The 16,816-nt window shown below is 72.3% G+C and carries 16 protein-coding genes; 5 read left to right on the top strand and 11 right to left on the bottom strand.

The window, feature by feature from the left end; translation table 11 throughout:
* The first annotated feature begins 26 nt into the window (after window positions 1–26).
* From ACGFZP_RS26415 to ACGFZP_RS26400, 4 genes are read left to right on the top strand one after another with little or no spacing between them, the layout of a single operon-like run.
* Complete coding sequence (locus ACGFZP_RS26415) at window positions 27–1,892, top strand: hypothetical protein (RefSeq protein WP_392937563.1); 1,866 nt, start codon at window positions 27–29, stop codon at window positions 1,890–1,892.
* A gap of 32 nt (window positions 1,893–1,924) precedes the next feature.
* Window positions 1,925–2,602: a hypothetical protein gene (locus ACGFZP_RS26410; protein ID WP_392937561.1), complete on the top strand. Its 678-nt coding sequence runs from the start codon at window positions 1,925–1,927 to the stop codon at window positions 2,600–2,602.
* Between the two features lie 2 nt (window positions 2,603–2,604).
* Window positions 2,605–3,801: a protein phosphatase 2C domain-containing protein gene (locus ACGFZP_RS26405; RefSeq protein ID WP_392937559.1), complete on the top strand. Its 1,197-nt coding sequence runs from the start codon at window positions 2,605–2,607 to the stop codon at window positions 3,799–3,801.
* Window positions 3,798–5,375, top strand: a complete 1,578-nt coding sequence (locus ACGFZP_RS26400; RefSeq protein WP_392937556.1) for a hypothetical protein — start codon at window positions 3,798–3,800, stop codon at window positions 5,373–5,375. Before ACGFZP_RS26405 ends, ACGFZP_RS26400 begins: the two co-directional genes overlap by 4 nt.
* Before the next feature lie 10 nt (window positions 5,376–5,385).
* On the opposite strand, the gene ACGFZP_RS26395 is transcribed toward ACGFZP_RS26400, so the two are convergent.
* The 11 genes from ACGFZP_RS26395 to ctaD form a co-directional block, all read right to left on the bottom strand.
* Window positions 5,386–6,075: a Crp/Fnr family transcriptional regulator gene (locus tag ACGFZP_RS26395; RefSeq protein ID WP_392937553.1), complete on the bottom strand. Its 690-nt coding sequence runs from the start codon at window positions 6,073–6,075 to the stop codon at window positions 5,386–5,388.
* Between the two features lie 4 nt (window positions 6,076–6,079).
* Window positions 6,080–6,577, bottom strand: a complete 498-nt coding sequence (locus tag ACGFZP_RS26390) for a Pycsar system effector family protein (protein ID WP_392937551.1) — start codon at window positions 6,575–6,577, stop codon at window positions 6,080–6,082.
* Between the two features lie 182 nt (window positions 6,578–6,759).
* Window positions 6,760–7,314: a hypothetical protein gene (locus tag ACGFZP_RS26385; protein ID WP_392937549.1), complete on the bottom strand. Its 555-nt coding sequence runs from the start codon at window positions 7,312–7,314 to the stop codon at window positions 6,760–6,762.
* 98 nt (window positions 7,315–7,412) lie between these two features.
* Complete coding sequence (locus tag ACGFZP_RS26380) at window positions 7,413–7,868, bottom strand: hypothetical protein (RefSeq protein WP_392937546.1); 456 nt, start codon at window positions 7,866–7,868, stop codon at window positions 7,413–7,415.
* A 62-nt stretch (window positions 7,869–7,930) separates the two neighbouring features.
* The gene (locus ACGFZP_RS26375; RefSeq protein ID WP_392937543.1) at window positions 7,931–8,719 is read right to left on the bottom strand and encodes a hypothetical protein; all 789 of its coding nucleotides are present in this window, start codon (window positions 8,717–8,719) and stop codon (window positions 7,931–7,933) included.
* Window positions 8,720–8,807: 88 nt separating this feature from the next.
* A complete protein-coding gene (locus ACGFZP_RS26370; RefSeq protein ID WP_392937541.1) occupies window positions 8,808–9,233 on the bottom strand; it encodes a hypothetical protein in 426 nt (141 codons plus the stop codon).
* 44 nt (window positions 9,234–9,277) lie between these two features.
* Complete coding sequence (locus ACGFZP_RS26365; protein WP_392937539.1) at window positions 9,278–10,861, bottom strand: hypothetical protein; 1,584 nt, start codon at window positions 10,859–10,861, stop codon at window positions 9,278–9,280.
* A gap of 10 nt (window positions 10,862–10,871) precedes the next feature.
* Complete coding sequence (locus tag ACGFZP_RS26360; RefSeq protein ID WP_392937536.1) at window positions 10,872–12,353, bottom strand: pyridoxal phosphate-dependent decarboxylase family protein; 1,482 nt, start codon at window positions 12,351–12,353, stop codon at window positions 10,872–10,874.
* A gap of 526 nt (window positions 12,354–12,879) precedes the next feature.
* Window positions 12,880–13,866 carry a M48 family metalloprotease gene (locus tag ACGFZP_RS26355; RefSeq protein ID WP_392937534.1) on the bottom strand — a complete coding sequence of 329 codons (987 nt, stop codon included), beginning with the start codon at window positions 13,864–13,866 and terminating at the stop codon, window positions 12,880–12,882.
* A 13-nt stretch (window positions 13,867–13,879) separates the two neighbouring features.
* Window positions 13,880–14,305, bottom strand: a complete 426-nt coding sequence (locus ACGFZP_RS26350) for a BlaI/MecI/CopY family transcriptional regulator (protein ID WP_392937531.1) — start codon at window positions 14,303–14,305, stop codon at window positions 13,880–13,882.
* 126 nt (window positions 14,306–14,431) lie between these two features.
* Window positions 14,432–16,150 carry a cytochrome c oxidase subunit I gene (gene ctaD / locus ACGFZP_RS26345; protein ID WP_392937528.1) on the bottom strand — a complete coding sequence of 573 codons (1,719 nt, stop codon included), beginning with the start codon at window positions 16,148–16,150 and terminating at the stop codon, window positions 14,432–14,434.
* 201 nt (window positions 16,151–16,351) lie between these two features.
* Here ctaD and ACGFZP_RS26340 point away from each other — a divergent pair, with 201 nt between their 5' ends.
* Window positions 16,352–16,816 (top strand): hypothetical protein, encoded by a 465-nt coding sequence (locus ACGFZP_RS26340; protein WP_392937526.1) that lies wholly within the window; start codon window positions 16,352–16,354, stop codon window positions 16,814–16,816.

Below are 16,816 nucleotides of genomic sequence, written 5' to 3'. Positions count from 1 at the left end.
GACCCCCACAAGGAGACGCCCCGGCCATGGAACCGGTGTCACTGATCATCAGCAAGGCCCCGATGTCCGCGCTCGCCCTGGGCCCCGCCAAGGGCGCCAGCCCGCACGTGGCGGTCGTCTACGTCACCCCGCGCGGTGAGGTGGACTGTTTCGAGGGCCGCCCGATGACCTACTCCCAGCAGGCCTTCTCCAAGTACCGCACCCGCTTCGAGGTGGACATGCGGGACCACCAGCGGACGGTGACCATCGGCCGCAGCCCGCTGGTCTCCCGCGACCAGGTGCACGCCTTCGAGGTCGTCGTCACCCTAGCCTTCCGGGTCGACGGGTGGGACGGCGCCAAGGACTGGGTGCGCGGCGGGCTCCCGGACGCCCTCCCGGTGGTGTACGACCACATCAACCACCTGTTCCACGGCGCCGGCCAGGGCTTCGACATCGAGGACTCCTTCGGCCTCCAGCAGCATCTGAACCGGCTCTGCGGCCCGCCGAGGGCGGTCGGCGCCGGCCTGCTGGTGCACGGCTGCCGGGTGAACGTCCGGCCCGACGCCAAGTCCCGGGAGTTCCTGGAGGGGCTGGTGGAGGCCGCGCGCGAGGAGCGCACCGGTGCCGCCCGGCACGTGTCCGGCCGGGGCGGGACGCACCGCGAGATCGAGCTGAGGCGCATCCAGCAGGAGGCCGAGATCGCCGCCACCCGGCGCCAGTCCGAGGCGCTCAACGGGATGCTGATGACCAGCGAGAACCTCATCCGGCAGTACCTGGTCACCCACCCGCAGGACGCTGCCGGGGCGGTCGAGATGATGCGGCAGCTGGAGGAGGCCCGGTCGGCCCGGGAGGATCTGCAGGACGCCCGGTCGCTGGCGCTGTTCCAGCTGATGGCGGACAAGGGGCTGGTCCTTCCCGGCGACCTCAACGACATGCGCCACCGGCTGGTCGGCCAGGTCGAGCGGGCCACCGGCGTCGGACCGGCCGCGCCGTACCCGCCCGCGGTGTCCTGGGACGCCCCGCTGGCGCTCGGCGCCACCCCGGCGGGCCCGGCCAACCGCGCCGCCTCCGCACCCGCGACCGACCCCGCGGGCCGGTCCGCCCCGTACGACTCCGCTCCGTACGCGGCCACCCCTTACGAGGCCGCCCCCTACGGGGCCGTCCCGCCGCAGCCGGGCGGCGCGCCCACGGCCGGCCTGTACGAGCCGACCGTGGTGAACTCCGCCGCGGCCCCGCACGCCCCCGCCGCGTTCCCCGGCGCGGCCCTGATCTACCTCGTCCTGGACGAGTCGCTCGACTCGGCCGGCCTGGACGAGCTCAACCGCGGGCTGCGCAACCTGCACGACGCCCTGTCCGCGAGCCCCGAGGTGGCCGCCCGGCTGCGGATCTGCGTGCTCGGCATGGCCGCCGGGGCCGAACTGCGCCTTCCGCTGGAGGCCGTCGGCCCGGGCACCCGGACACCGATCCTGATGCGCCGCCCGGGGCTCTCCTACCGGGAGGCCTTCCGCACCCTGCGCACCCTGCTGCCGCAGGACGTGGCGCTGGTGAAGGCGGAGCAGACGGCCGTACTGCGGCCGATGGTGTTCTTCGTCAGCGGCGGCACGCCCGGCGAGGGCGGCGACTGGCAGGACGCCCACGACGAGCTCGTGGACCGGTCCCGGCACCCGTCGGCCCCGCACATCGTGGCCTGCGGCCTGGCCGCCGCCGACCCGCGCGCCGTCCAACGGATCGCCACCAGACCGGAGTTCGGCCACATGGCCGCACCGAACACGGACGCCGGCTCGGCGGCGCACAGCTGCGCGGCCTTCCTGCGGGACGCGGTCGTCGGCTACGGACGGCGGCTGGCCGCGGGATCCACCGAGTTCGACATCGTCGGCCCGGACGGCTTCCGTCCGGCGGCCGACACCCTCTGAGCGCACGGACACCGAGAAGGGATCGCAACACCATGGACGGCAATCGGGGCCACCTGCTCCCCATCTACGTACTCGCCGACGAGTCGGGCTCGATGAGCAGCCACATCGACGAACTCAACGACGGGCTGAGGTCACTGCACCAGGCGCTGCTCGGAGAGCCGATGGCGGCTGCCAAGGTCCGCTTCTCGGTCCTGGGCTTCTCGGACGACGTGGTGGAGCGGGTCGGCATGGTCGACCTGCGCGGCGCCAACGAGTTCCCCCGGCTGCGCACCCGGGGCATGACCAGCTACGCCAAGGCCTTCGAGGACCTCATCGCGCGGATCCCGAACGACGTGGCCGGGCTCAAGGGCGAGGGCTACCAGGTGCACCGGCCCGCGGTGTTCTTCCTCAGCGACGGGGTGCCGAACCACGGCGAGGACTGGCAGAGCGCCCACGGCCGGCTCACCGACCGGAGCATCACCCCGGCCGCCCCGAACATCATCGCCTGCGGGATCGGGGACGCCGACGCGGCGGTGATCGCCAAGGTGGCCACCAGCCAGGAGTTCGGCTTCGTCGCCAACAAGGGAGTCGACGTCGGGCAGGCCATCGCCAAGTTCTGCACCTCGCTCACCAAGAGCGTGATCGCCTCGGGCCGTTCACTCAGCTCGGCCGAACCGCAGCTGGTCGTGGACCGGCCGGAAGGCTTCACCGTCGCAATCGATGTGATCTGACCGTGGCACCCCTGTTCAACCGCGGGGACGACGACGAGGACCTGCCCCAGCCCGCGGTTCCCCCGCCGACGGCCCCGCCGTCCCGGCTCTCCCGATCGCCGCGCGAGTGGCTGCCGGCCCCGACCCGGGGCCCGGCACCGGCGGCGCCGCCGACGCCGGCGGGCCACCCCCACCACCACCCGCACCCGCAGCCCCACGCGCACCCGCGCGAGCACCCGCACGCCTACCCGCACGCCCAGCCCCCGCGGCCGGCCCTCCCGCCCACCGTCGGCCCTGCGGCCTCGGCCGCGCCGCCGTCCGTCCCCGCGATGCCCGAGCTCTGGCAGCCCGTGGTGGTCGGCGACCCGGTGGCGGTCTTCGACCCCCGCCCTCCCACCGGCCTGTCCTACCGCCCGGACACCGTCTGCGACGGCTGGTCCACCCCCGAACTCGACCTGCGGCTGGCCTCCGTCCGCGGCTACCAGCACCGCTACGACGGCCGGCCCCGGGAGGACGACGCCGCCTGCGCCTGGGACCGCACCACCGGCACCGTGGTCTTCGCCGTCGCCGACGGCGTGTCCAGCGCCGAACAGCCGCACATCGGCTCCCAACTGGCCTGCCGCAGCGCGGTGGACGAACTGCTGGCCCAGGTCAGGGCCGGCGCCGGCCGGGTCGGCGACTGGGAGAAGCTGCTCGGCACCGTCCAGTGGCAGCTGATCGAGCAGGCCCGGCGCATCCTCAAGCAGCCGGGCGCCGGCATCGAGGCCACCGCCCAGCTGCTCGCCACCACCCTGGTGGCCGGCACCGCCACCCCGACCGGGGGCGGGGTGACCATCGAGGTGGTGTCGGTGGGCGACTCCGGCGTGTGGCAGATCAAGTACGACCGGATCTACCAGTTGCTCGGCGGCAAGTCGGCGGGCCCGGACGGGCTGGTCTCCTCCTCGGTGGAGCCGCTGCCGGGCGTCCCGACCCGGATCCGCCCGATGAACTTCTACCTGGACCCGGGCTCGGTCGTGCTGATCGGCACCGACGGCTTCGGCGACCCGGTGGGCAACGGCCGCGGCGAGGTCGCCCGGCTGTTCGTCCAGGGGCTGCGCCGGCCCGTACCGCCGCTCGGCTTCGCCCATCTGCTGGACTTCTCCCGCGAGACCTTCGACGACGACCGCACCCTGGTCGCGCTCTGGCCGCGCGAGCTCCCGGCGCACGGGAGGCCGCGGTGAGCGTGATCCGCTTCCGGCCCGACCAGCTGGGCGACTACACGCAGTACGGGCTGGGGCAGGGCGGCCAGGGGTTCGTCTACGAGGTCCCGGTACCGCCGCCCGGCCTCACCGGCCCGCTGGTCTACAAGGAGTACCGCGCCGGGATGCTGCTGGACCCTGGCGTCCTGGTGGCGATGGCCGGGTTCCCGGACACCCTCGGCCCGGCCGATCGCGCCTTCCTCCTGGACCGGCTCGCCTGGCCGCTCGCCCTGGCCGAACGCGGCTCGCAGATCAGCGGGTTCGCGATGCGCAGGGTCCCGCCGGAGTTCTTCATCGACCTGGCGGGCGACGCCAGGCCGCAGGGGTTCCAGTTCCTGCTGAACGACGCCGCCTTCCTGCAGCGGATCGGCGTGCACCTCGACGACGAGCAACGGCTCCTCCTGCTGCGGGACTTGGCGACGCTGCTCGCCCGGCTGCACGGCCACGGGGTGGCGGTGGGCGACCTCTCCCCGAACAACGTGCTGTTCACCCTGGCCGGCGCACCCCGCTGCCTGCTGATCGACTGCGACTCGATGAGCCTGTACGGGCGCTCCGCCGTCGAGCAGGTGGAGACGCCGGACTGGGAGGTGCCGGAGGCCGCCAAGGCCACCCCGGCATCGGACGCCGCCAAGCTCGGGCGGTTTGTCCTGCGCCTGTTCAACGGCGACCAGCACAGCCTGGACGACACCCGGCTGCGCGCCCTCTCCGGGGAGCTGGCCCGGCTGGCCGGGAGGAGCCAGCACGCCGACCCGACCGCCCGGCCGCCGGCGGCCGCCTGGATCGGCCCGCTGGACCAGGCCCTGCACACCGTCCGCACCCTCGGCCCGGCGGCGGCGCCTCCGCAGCCGCCACCACCGCCGGGGATGCCTCCGCCGGTCGCGCCGCCCGCCGACACCCGGCCGCGCCGCCGGGTCGCGCCGGTGCTCGTCGGCCTGCTGGTCACGGCCGCCCTGCTGGTGGGCGGCGACCGGCTGGTCGAGTACTACCGGGCCTCCTCGGCGGGCTCCTCGACGGCCTCGTCCACCGCGTCCACCGGTCCGACCGGCTCGACCGGCTCGACCGGGACCACCGCGGCCCCCACCGGCCGGCCGGCCGTCCCCACCGCGAAGCCGCCCACCGCCGCACCGACCACCGACCACACCGTCCCGGTGGACACCGGCCAGGTCGCCGGCCACCCCGAAGCCACGGGCGTGGCCACCCTGTTCAGCCGCTTCTTCACCGCGGTGAACACCCGCCAGTACGACACCGCACTCGGCTACTACGACCCCGACACCACCGCGATCGACCTCGACTCCGAGCAGGCGCGCGCCGAATGGCGGCGCATAATGAGCACCACCCAGGACTCGAACGTCGCCATCGCCGCCATCACCGGCTCCGGCTCCTCCACCCGCGCGACCGTCCGGTTCCGCAGCCGGCAGGCCGCCGGCTACGGCCCCCAGGGCCACGAGGACCAGACCTGCACGGACTGGCAGCTCACCTACAACCTCTCCCGCTCCGGCAGCGGTTACCGCATCATCAGCGCCCCGGGCTCCGGCGTGAGCTTCCGCGGGTGCTGAGCCGGCCGCCTCACCCTCCGAAGGCGGCCAGCTTGAGCCCGTCCACCGAGGTGATCCGCAACGACTGCCGGCCGGTGGCGATCAGCCCCTGGCCCCGCCACTGCTCCAGGACCCGGCTGACCGTCCGGCGTGAGCTCAGCACCAGCCCGGCCAGGTCGTCCTGGGAGAGGTTGAGCCCGATCCTGATCCCGCCGGTGTGCGGTACCGGCTCGCCGCAGCGCTCGCCGAGGTCCAGCAGGAGCGCGGCGAGCCGGACGGCGACCGGCTCGGTGACGTTGGTCCGGTGCTCGTCCGCCTCGCGCAGCCGCCGGGAGAGGGTCTGCTCCAGGGCGGCGGCGGTGCCCTGACGGGACTGCGCGAAGGCCCGGAAGCGCGCCGCGGTCAGCTGCAGGACCTCGACCCCGGTGGCGGCCAGCAGCGAGGCCGAGCGCGGGCGGCCCTCCAGGACGGCCTGCTCCCCCAGGAGGTCCCCGGGGCCGCGCAGGGCGAGCAGGGCGCGGTACCCGGCCGAGGAGTACGAGACCACCTTGATCCAGCCGCCCAGGACGACGACCACGTAGTCGGAGGCGTCGCCCTGGGCGAAGAGCTGGGTGTCCGCCGCCAGTTCGACGCGGGTGCCCAGGCCGAGCAGCGCCTCGCGGTCGGTGGCGTCCAGCGCCGACCAGAAGGTGACGGGCCCGCCCGTCGGACCGCCGCCCACCGCGTTAGCCGACGATCCAGGCCAGGCCGACCGCCGCGACCCCGGCGACCGCGAACTGCAGGGACTGCTGGACCCGCCGGTGCTTCTTCCAGGCGATCTGGCTCATCACCACCAGCTGTCGGCTCAGCGTCTCCAGCGGCGGGGTGGCGGAGAGCTTCTCGGCCAGCCGCGCCGGCTCCCAGTGCCGCAGGTGCCCGAAGTAGACGAAGTGCTCCCGCCAGTCGTCACCGCCGCCCTTGCTCCGCAACCGGGGGCTCACCACGGACACCGCGGCCAGCGCGGAGAGCGCGAGCAGCGCGATGCCCAGCCAGAACACGGTTTTGGGGAACACCCCGGTCAACCGATCCGGCTGGTTGCCGGTGCCGAAGAAGGCGGTCAGGGCGCCGATCGCGGCCGATTCGAGGGTGAGCGCGAAGGCCGCCTTGGCGTCCACCTTCCCGGTCCAGTCCTGCAAAGAGGCGTGGATCTTCCAGGCCGTCTCCACCGGATCCGTCTCGGCCATGAAGCCCCCATTCCGCTGAGCCGTCCTCCCGGGCACGAAGCACCAGTGTGGCACCTCGCCGCCCCGGTGAGCAGGGCCTTGCACAACTGCTCCGCCCGTCCCCCGCAGCCGGGTTCGGCGCGTCCGGGAGCAGCGCCGTGCCCCACCGGTGGGACCGGCGGGGCGCGGCGGCGGGGCGGCGGTCAGACCGCGAGCACCCGCAGGGCCGGGTGGTCGACGGTGTTCAGGTAGAGCTTCTCCTTGGAGTGCTCCTGCTCCAGCTCGACCACGAGCCGGTACCGGTACAGCCCCGGCTTGGCGGTGCTGAGCACCGTTCCCGCCCAGTAGTAGTAGACCGGGGTGAACGGGGAGCGCATCCGGTCCGGCATGCCGTAGATCTTCAGCTCGGTGAAGATCTTCCGCTCGGCGACGTCCTCCTCGTCACCCGCCTCGGTGTCCAGGAAGACGATGTTGTTGATCTTCGGCATCGGCGGCCAGGTGCCGTCGAGCCGCTTCTCCATGTCGATCGGGCGGATGATCCAGTTCAGGACCTGGCCCTGCTTGCAGACCGTCTCCAGGTGGGACGTGCCCTGGCCGGTGCCGCCCACACTGTTGTCCATCATGTACATCGCGTCGGTGAGCGCGCCGTCGGCGGTCGCCCGCTCCATGTTCACCAGGGTGACGACATTGAGCTGGACCGAGTTCAGCTGGCCCGGATTCTGCTTCTCCGCAGCGCTGTTGAGCGTGCCGCTCGTCAACGTTCCTCCTCAGTGGGAATGGTGGTTCCGGTCCGGTCGCCGGACGGGCCCAGGACAGGGCCCAAGACAGGGCCCGGAGCAGGACCCCAGGACGGGCCCTAACCGACCAGGGACGGCGACAGGGCGGCGGCGATCGGCTCGTCCCGGGTGCCCAGCCGGAACTTCAGCCGGTACGGGACGGGTTCGGTGACGTCCTTCTTCACCGTCGCGGTCCAGTACGCGACATCGGTGCCGGGGTACACCCTGCGCTCCGGCTCGCAGACCTCCGGGTCGATCTCGACGTCGTCGATCGCGACATACGCCTCGCACTCCAGGGCCAGGCAGTTCCACAGGAGTTGGTCGCCCGCCCGGACCTTGGTGCGGAGCTCCTCGGTGCCCTGGCCGGTGGAGCCGCCGGCCCTGTTGGTGTCGTACAGGTAGAGGTGGCCGGCGGTGCTGCGGGACGCCAGGGCGCCCACCGCATCCACGACGGCGGTGATCGAGATCGGCCGCTGCGAGGCCGCCTTGCGCGACTGCGCCCTGGCCTTGGTGCTGGTACTGCTCGCGGTGGTCATCCGCTCCTCCTCGGTCCTCGATGGATCAGGTGGATCAGGTGGGTGAGGGTGGATCAGGGCGGTCAGGCGGGCGCGCCCGGCGGGACGGGGAGGTAGCCCATGCCCGACCCGGTGAAGGCGTTGCGCTTGGGCTCGGTGACGATCCTCAGCCGGGACTCGCAGGTGAGGTTCACCGGCTCCCAGGACCACTCCCCGCCCTTCTGCACCAGGTCGTGCAGCTGGATCTTCATCGTGTAGCGGTACTCGCCCGGGCGGGCGGTGGCGATCGTCGCGGACCAGTACCAGCCGTCGGTGACCAGGTCCGGGGAGCCGTACTCGGCCGGGTAGATGATCTTCTCGTCGACCGCCTCCCCGGTGATGTCGGTGATCACCGGGGCCGGGTAGCTGTGCGCGGCCGCGCCGCCGTCGGCGACCAGCCGGCCGGTGACGTCCAGCATCTTCTGGCCGGCCAGGCCGCGGGTGCCCGCCGTGGTGCCCACCCGCCGCCCGGCGGTGCGCCGGATCCGGGTGACCTCGGCGGCGCTGATCGTGCCGGAGCCGTCGGCGAGGGCGGCCAGCTCGGTCAGCGCCTGCTGGTCGGCCTGCCGCGCCCGGTCCGCCTGGTAGCCGCGCGGGACGGTCGGCGGAATGGAACCGAGGCTGTACGGCAGCCAGTTGAGCACCTGCTCGCTCGCCTGCGAGCCGTCCTGCCAGTAGGACCCGTTGACGATGGTCACCAGGTCTCCGGTGCCCTGGCCCTCGGAGCCGTGCAGCTTCATGTTGTCGAACAGGTAGGTGTTGTCCCGCAGCGTCCGGCTGGCCAGCGCGTTGCCGACGTCCACCAGCACGATGACCGCTAGCTGTTGGGGCATGAGCCCGCCTCTCTCGTTGTGGTTCGGGGGGTTCGGTCCGGCCGCGCCGCCGGGCCCTGTCCGGCCGACCGGACCCGGCCGACGCGTCCTAGACGCACATCAGCGCGGGCGAGTCGATGTGCAGCACGCTGTACGGGCCCTCGTACATCTGCAGTTCGAGGCGGTACCGGTAGGGCACCCCGGGCGTCAGGTACGGCGGCACCACGCCCGTCCAGACGTCGAGGTCGAGCTTCTCGCCCTGCTCGGTGGGCTCCGCCGGCTCCGGCGCTCCCCCGTGGCCCGCGCCGAGGAAGGTGATCCTCCTGATCTCGACCGGTGTCTGGAGGTCCACCGCCAGGGCGGACCACTGGACCACCTGGCCGGGGGCGACCACGGTGCACAGCTCGGGCGTGCCCTGGCCGGTGCTCTGGAACGGCCCGTCGTCCACCAGGGAGAGGTTCCCGTCGAGCAGCGTGCCGGCCGAGAGCGCCCCGATGACGTCCACCACCACGGCGATGTTGACCTGCGGTTTCATTGACACTCCTGTCCTCTGTGGGTGTTCGGTGTGCGGTAGGGGCCCTACCCGCGGTCGCGGACCAGCGGGACCTTGCCGACACTCGTCCGCTCGATCTCGTTCGAGGACCGGTGGACGAACTTGAGCAGGAAGCGGTAGCCGGTCTTCTCCACCGACACCGGGTTCGCCTCGCCCTGGTTGAACAGCGACAGCGAGCGCGGCATCGCGTGGACGAACACCCGCTGCAGCCCGTAGGGGCCGAGCGCGGCGTCCGTCCGGTAGGTCAGCCCGGGCACGTCGTCGACCGAGGCGAGCAGCGTGATGGTCCGGCTCTCACGGTGGTTGACGAACTGGATCTCGTGCGCCGCCTCGTCCAGGTCCACCACGCCGACCGCCCGCAGCTCCTCGCGCAGCGCGTCGTAGGCGCGCGAGGCGGAGTACTGGCTGTCGTTCAGGTGCAGGATGTCGCCGGTGCGGCCGGCGAACTCGAACTGCCCGGTCCGCAGCCCCGGCCCGTCCAGTCGCGGCCGCCGGATCATCCGGTCACCCAGCTTGAGCCGCAGCAGCGGCGCCTCGTGCGCGTGCAGGCGGGTGACGACCAGCTCGCCCTCCTCGCCCTCGCCGACCCAGCGGCCCTGCTCGTCGACGATCTCCACCAGGTGCAGCCCGGGCACCGCCGCCAGCACGGGCGACTCCGCGCGAAGCTGGAGGCCGATGGTCTCGGCCTGGGTCGCGGCGAAGTAGCTGAGGATCGTCAGGTTGGGGTACACCGCCTGGAGTTCGGCCCGCTTGCGCTGCGGCAGCACCCCGCTGCCGTACAGCGCGACCCGGAAGCTCTCCTTGGCCTCCCGGCTCATCCCGGCGCCGAGCTCGCCGAGGATCGCGATGCCCGCGGTGATGCCCATCAGCGCCTTGGGCCCCGGGTAGGAGAACATGTGCTCCAGCACGGGCGCGGTCACCGGGCCGGCCCCGATGTAGTTGATGCCGGGCACCTGGGCCAGCACCCCGCCGACCATGGTGCCGCTGCTCCACATCTGGTAGTCGGCCAGCGTGGTGTAGAGCCACCTGGGGCCGGTGCCGCCGCCGAGGTACCGGTCGAGCTGGTACGCGCCCATGAAGTGGCCGGCCACCTCGTAGGTGTCGCGCAGCTCCCGCAGCGAGTAGACGGTCTCCAGCGGTCGTCCGCTGCTGGTGCCGCCGCTGGCCACGATCTCGAAGCCGCCGGCCGCGATCGGCACCACCATGCCGGGCCGGTCGTCCATGAAGAAGTCGCGCTGGACGTCCTTGTCGGACAGCGGGACGGCCTGCCAGTCCTGGTACGTCGCCGGGGCGCCGCCCACCCCGGCGCCGGCCAGCCGCTCCCGCCAGAGCGGGTTGAGCAGCGCGGTGTTGACCATCTGCTGGATCCGGCGCAGCACCAGGGCGTCCTGGACCTCGTGCGGCAGCTCGCTGTAGGGGGCCTGGCAGGCCCGCTCGGCCTCGCGCATCCGGCTGAGGAAGGAGGGCAGCTTCCCGACGGCGTCGACCGACTCGGGCCGGAGCTCCGCGTCGGGGATCAGCCGGTCCGCCAGTGCGGCGGCCTCGGCGGCGCCGACCGGTGCCGTCCGGGCCTGCGGTACGGCCGTCGGCGATACGGTCACTGGGCTCATCGTGGATTTCCTATTCACTGTCGCTGCCGGTTTCCCGGCCGTTGGCACGGTGGCGCAGGTCGTAGCCGGCCCGCCTGATCTCGCCGAGCAGCATCCGGAAGTGCTCGGTGGTGATCCGGTGGTTCATCAGGACCACCCGCAGGGCGGCGACCCCGTCGATGTCGACCTTGGAGATGAAGAAATTCCCCTGCCGCTTGAGCCGGTTCCGGATATCCAGCTGGAGGCGGTGCACATCGGATTCCGCGAGCCCGGCGGGGAGGTGCCGGAAACAGAGGATGTTCGCCTCGGGCCGGTGCAGCGGTTCGAAGTCCGGCTCGTCCAGCAGAATGGTGTGGATGTCCGCGGTCAGCCGGCAGAGGTACTCGATCTTCTCGGCGAAGAGCGCCCGGCCGTGAATGCTCCAGAGCGCCCACAGCGGCATGATCATCGGTCGCTTGGTGCACTCGAAGTTCTTGTCCCCGCTGTCCAGCGCGGTATAGGCGTCCGGTTTGTCGTCGAAGACGTAGCTGGCCTGCTGCCGGAAGGCCCCGGGGGCGTCCCGCCGGTCGCGGTAGAACAGCAGGGTGCAGGGCGCGGGGACGAACATCATCTTGTGCGCGTCCCAGGTCAGCGAATCCGCCTTCGCGATTCCCGCGAGTTTCCCGCGGAGCTCGTCGGAGACCAGCAGGCTGGCGCCGTGCGCGCCGTCGACGTGCAGCCAGAGGCCCTTCTCCCGGGCGAGGTCGGCGAGCCCGTCGATCGGGTCGAAGGCGCCGACCGAGGTGGTGCCGGCCGAGGCGACCAGGCAGAACACCTCCAGCCCCCGCCGCTCGGCGTCCTCCAGGGCCCCCCGGGCCCGGTCCAGGCAGATCCGCTGCTCCCGGTCGAGCGGCAGGCGGACGAGCTGCTCGTCGCCGATGCCCATCACGCCGGCCGCGCGGGAGACGCTGTAGTGCACGTCCGCGCCGACCGCGATGGCGGGCCGGGAGCGGCCGGCGAGCGCGCCGCCGCCCTGCGACCAGTAGTCCGGGAACCGCTTGTTGCGGGCCGCCAGCAGCGCGGTCAGGTTCGCCAGCGAGCCGCCCGAGGTGGTCACCATGGCGAAGCTCTCCGGTTCCCACCCGATGAACCGGTTGAGCTCCTCCGCCATGATGCGTTCCGCCACGTTGGGCAGCTGACCGGCCTCGTAGAACGAGGACGGCTGGTTGACCACCGAGCCCACGAAGTCGACGATCCCGGCGAGCGGGACCACCCCCGAGAACTGCCGCCCCAGGTATCCGGGCGAATGCACCTGGATTCCGGTGCGCACATAGAGGTCGACGATCGCCGCCAGCCGCTTCTCGTCGAACGCCGCGATCCGGTCCCGTTCCGGGGTCATCAGCCCGCGGGCCGCCCGGTCCAGGATGTCGGGGTCGATGAGTTCGAGTCCGCGGATCGAGGCGTCGGCCAGCTGGTGTTCCAGCTGGGCCGTCACCGATTCCGCGCTCTCCCGGAAAAGCCTGGCGTCGAACACCTCGGAAAGGGTGCCGGCCCAGAGGGTCGACGCCGCGAGCGGGGAGGCACGCGAGGGCTGCCTTCCGTCGCGTTGCTGGAAAACGGGGGCCGACTCTGATCGGGTTTCCGCCACGGGATGTCTCCCAAGAATTTCGCCGACCGCTCGGCGGTCATATCGGCGTACGCGATTGGGCCTTACTTCGCGTCAAGACTCCCGACCGCCCAGCGGCCTGTCCAGCGTTCTCACCCCTGGGGTGAAGGGATTCAGATCACAATTCGATAGTTGAGAAAATATGACCATCCATCGGTCGGGCGGCCGGTTTATTCACCATTCCGCCACGGCGTGAGCGAGTGATGATCATGCCTTCGGCATAGGCCCAACAGGAGGAGAACCGTTTCTTCAGCAGGTGCCGACCGGCGCGCGACACGCCCCGCGCGCCCTCTCCCGCCAGAAGACGCCCCTCAGGCGCTTCGGATGCGCACCACCCCGTCCGGCAGAACAGGGCGGAACGGGCGTTCGACCGGGCGTGGTACCGAGAGGGGCCCTACAGCGGGGTAACGGCCTTCAGCACCAGCAGCAGCGCCACCGCCGCGTTGAGCGCGCAGAGCGCGGAGGCCGCCGCCCCCACCGCCGCGACCATCGCGGCCAGGCCCGCCCGGCTGTGCGCGGGCGGCCAGTTCCGCGAGGACGGCACCGGGCCGAGCAGCGCGGCCACCCGGCGCGGGACGGGGCCGGGCACCGGTCCCGGCGCGGCGAAGGCCGCGAAGCCGGGCACGGGCGCCCGGCGCGAGACCAGGGCGGCCCGGGCCACCGCACGGGCCGTGATCCGGCGGTCGCCCACCGCCTGCGCGGACTCCTCGTCCGCCCAGCGCTCGGCGCTGTACGCCACCGCCTGCTGCAGCGGCCGGAGGAACGGGTTGACGCACCCCGCCAGCTGGGTGGTCAGCAGATGGCGGTGGTGCCGGTGGACGAGGTGCGCCCGCTCATGGGCGAGCAGCGCCTCCCGCTCGTCCGCGGCCAGCCCGGCCAGCATGCCGGTGGACACCACCACCCGCCCGGGCGAGCCGGGCAGCGCGTACGCGTACGCGGCCCCGTCCGGCAGCACGGCGACATCGCCGAACAGGCCGGGGCCGCCCGCCGGGGCGCCGGCGGCGGGACCGCCGGGCGGCAGCCCCTCCAGTGCCCGCCGGGCCCGGCCGCGGACCCGCAGATGCCGCACGACCGTCCTGGTGGTGGCCGCGGCCACCACCAGGAGCACGCAGATCGCCGCCGTCCCGATCGTCTCGTGGTACTGCAGCGCCGCCCGTACCTCCGGGTCGGACCAGCTGTCCGGCAGCGGGTTGCCCGGGATCTGCGCGGTGCCCACCACGCCGATCAGACCGAGGCAGAGCGCGCTGCACAGCGCCATCACCGCACTGATCGCGGTGAGCAGCCGGGCCACCCCGCGCGGGTGCAGGTGCTGCCCGGCCAACCGGGCGATCGGCACGGCCGTCAGCGGAAGGACGAGCGGGAGGAAGACGAAGACGCCCACGGTTCGGCTCTGTTCAGTTCTCGCGGTCGGCCGCGGCCGGATCGGCGGACGCACTGTCCAGCAGGGTCCGCAGCAGTTCCTCGTCGTGCGGCAGCAGGGCGGTGACGAAGCTGGCGAGCACGGCGTCCCGGTCGGGTTCGCCGTCGAGCATCCGGCGCATCCGCAGGGCGGCCAGGCCGGCCGCGTCGGAGGATGCCTGCCACAGGTAGGAGCGGCCCGAACGGGTCCGGGAGACGGCCTTCTTAGCGTGCAGCCGGGACAGGATGGTCATCACGGTGGTGTAGGCGAGGCCGCCGTCCAGCCGCTCCTGCACCCACCCCGCCGTGGCCGGGCCGGGCGCCCGCTGGAGCACCGCGAGCACCTGGGCCTCCAGCTCGCCCTGGCCGCGCCGTCTGGCCCGCGGATCCCCGGCCGCCGGGGCGTGCCTCTCCTCAGCCATGACGGCCGCTCCCTCCGGATGCCGCGCCCCGCCACCGGCGGGACACACTGTCATCCTAACGAGCGGCCGGTCCACGGCCCGTTCCAGGCCCGGCCCGCGGCACCGGCGGCCCCGGCGGCACCGGCCTCAGCGCAGCGGCAGCCCGGCGTTCTGCCGGCGGTCCAGCTCCGCGATGTCCGGGTGGTGCAGGTCGAAGGCCGGGGACTCGGAGCGGATCCTGGGCAGCGTGGTGAAGTTGTGCCGCGGCGGCGGGCAGGAGGTGGCCCACTCCAGCGAGCGCCCGTACCCCCACGGGTCGTCCGTGGTGACCCGCTCGCCGTACCGCGCGGTGTGCCAGACGTTGTAGAGGAACGGCAGCGTGGAGAGGCCGAGCAGGAACGAGCCGATGCTGGAGACGGTGTTGAGCGTGGTGAAGCCGTCCGAGGCCAGGTAGTCCGCGTAGCGGCGGGGCATCCCTTCGGCGCCCAGCCAGTGCTGCACCAGGAAGGTGGCGTGGAAGCCGACGAAGAGCGTCCAGAAGTGGATCCGCCCGAGCCGCTCGTCCAGCATCCGCCCGGTGAACTTGGGCCACCAGAAGTGGAACCCGGCGAACATCGCGAAGACGACCGTCCCGAACACCACGTAGTGGAAGTGGGCGACGACGAAGTACGAGTCGGAGACCTGGAAGTCGATCGGCGGCGCGGCCAGCAGCACCCCGGTCAGGCCTCCGAACAGGAAGGTGACCAGGAAGCCGACGGTCCAGAGCATCGGCGCCTCGAAGCTCAGCGAGCCCAGCCACATGGTGCCGATCCAGTTGAAGAACTTCACCCCGGTCGGCACCGCGATCAGCATCGTCATGATCGCGAAGAACGGCAGCAGCACCTGCCCGGTGACGAACATGTGGTGCGCCCACACCGTGATCGACAGGCCGGTGATGGCGAGGGTGGCCGCGACCAGGCCGCTGTAGCCGAACACCGGCTTGCGGCTGAACACCGGGATCACCTCGGTGATGATGCCGAAGAACGGCAGCGCGATGATGTACACCTCGGGGTGGCCGAAGAACCAGAACAGGTGCTGCCACAGCAGCGCCCCGCCGTTGGCCGGGTCGAAGACGTGCGAGCCGAACTTGCGGTCCGACTCCAGGCAGAGCAGCGCCGCCGCCAGCACGGGGAAGGCGAACAGCACCAGTACCGCGGTCAGCAGGATGTTCCAGACGAAGATCGGCATCCGGAAGAGCGTCATGCCCGGCGCCCGGAAGCAGACGATCGTGGTGATGAAGTTGACCGCGCCGAGGATGGTCCCGAACCCGGACAGCGCCAGGCCCATGATCCAGAGGTCCGCGCCGATGCCGGGGCTGTGCTGGAGGCTGTTCAGCGGCGCGTAGGCGAACCAGCCGAAGTCGGCCGCGCCGTCCGGGGTCAGCAGGCCGCCCATCACGATCAGCGAGCCGAACAGGTAGAACCAGTAGGCCAGCGCGTTCAGCCGGGGGAAGGCCACGTCGGGCGCGCCGATCTGCAGCGGCATGATCCAGTTGGCGAACCCGGCGAACAGCGGGGTCGCGAACATCAGCAGCATGATCGTGCCGTGCATGGTGAACAGCTGGTTGAACTGCTCGTTGGACAGCAGCTGGAGGCCGGGCCGGGCCAGCTCGATCCGCATCAGCATCGCCATCAGGCCGCCCGCCAGGAAGAACGCGAACGCCGTGGTCATGTAGAGGGTGCCGATGCGCTTGTGGTCGGTGGTGGTCAGCCAGCCGACCAGGGCCCGGCCGCGGCGGCGCCGGGCGCCCGCCAGCCAGCGGTCCAGCCGGGGGGTGCGCGAGGGGTGCGGGGTCTGCTCCGGGACGTCCTGCGGCAGAAGCGTCATGCACCGCGCCTTCCGTGCTCGGGGGCCGGCGGCCGCCTCCCCACGGGCACCGGACGGTCGTCGGACAACCACTACCAGTCGCCGGCCGCGCCGGCCGGGGGCACGCGGGCGCGTCACCCGAACAGGCGCGGCCCGGTTGCCCGGCGCCCGGGCCGGGCGGACCGTCGAAGTCCGTACGACTGTTCGGTCTAGGAGGAGTCCATGAGCAGCCAGTCCGCCCCCGACCAACCCCCGCCCTGGCGCGCGGGCTCCAACGCGCCGCCTCCGCCGGGGACGAACAAGTTCAGCGACTGGGCGCCCGGCCTGGTGATCTTCGCGGGTGTCCTGATGCTGCTGAACGGCTTCATGGAGGCCCTGCGCGGCATCATGGCGATCGCCGACGACGACGTCTTCCTCACCACCCAGCGGTACGTCTTCCGCTTCGACCTCACCGGGTGGGGCTGGATCCACGTGATCATCGGAGCGCTGGTCGCGGTGGTCGGCGCATTCCTGCTCAAGGGCGCATCCTGGGCCCGGTACGCCGGTATCGTCCTCACCGTCGTGAGCGCCCTGGACAGCTTCCTCGCCGTGCCGTACTACCCGTTCTGGTCGTTCATCGTGATCGCGCTGGACGTCTTCATCATCTGGGCCCTGTGCGTCTACCGACCGGACGAGGTCGCGTTCTGA

The sequence above is a fragment of the Kitasatospora sp. NPDC048239 genome, assembly GCF_043202015.1.
Classification (GTDB): domain Bacteria; phylum Actinomycetota; class Actinomycetes; order Streptomycetales; family Streptomycetaceae; genus Kitasatospora.
The sequence above is the reverse complement of the archived record's forward strand: the minus strand, read 5'-3'. Positions and strand labels throughout refer to the sequence as shown.

Bases quoted from the DNA above. Each gene is read 5' to 3' on its own strand.
- ACGFZP_RS26415 (WP_392937563.1), top strand. From the start codon at position 27: ATGGAACCGGTGTCACTGATCATCAGCAAGGCCCCGATGTCCGCGCTC.
- ACGFZP_RS26410 (WP_392937561.1), top strand. From the start codon at position 1,925: ATGGACGGCAATCGGGGCCACCTGCTCCCCATCTACGTACTCGCCGAC.
- ACGFZP_RS26390 (WP_392937551.1), bottom strand. From the start codon at position 6,577: ATGGCCGAGACGGATCCGGTGGAGACGGCCTGGAAGATCCACGCCTCT.
- ACGFZP_RS26380 (WP_392937546.1), bottom strand. From the start codon at position 7,868: ATGACCACCGCGAGCAGTACCAGCACCAAGGCCAGGGCGCAGTCGCGC.
- ACGFZP_RS26375 (WP_392937543.1), bottom strand. From the start codon at position 8,719: ATGCCCCAACAGCTAGCGGTCATCGTGCTGGTGGACGTCGGCAACGCG.
- ACGFZP_RS26370 (WP_392937541.1), bottom strand. From the start codon at position 9,233: ATGAAACCGCAGGTCAACATCGCCGTGGTGGTGGACGTCATCGGGGCG.
- ACGFZP_RS26365 (WP_392937539.1), bottom strand. From the start codon at position 10,861: ATGAGCCCAGTGACCGTATCGCCGACGGCCGTACCGCAGGCCCGGACG.
- ACGFZP_RS26350 (WP_392937531.1), bottom strand. From the start codon at position 14,305: ATGGCTGAGGAGAGGCACGCCCCGGCGGCCGGGGATCCGCGGGCCAGA.
- ctaD (WP_392937528.1), bottom strand. From the start codon at position 16,150: ATGACGCTTCTGCCGCAGGACGTCCCGGAGCAGACCCCGCACCCCTCG.
- ACGFZP_RS26340 (WP_392937526.1), top strand. From the start codon at position 16,352: ATGAGCAGCCAGTCCGCCCCCGACCAACCCCCGCCCTGGCGCGCGGGC.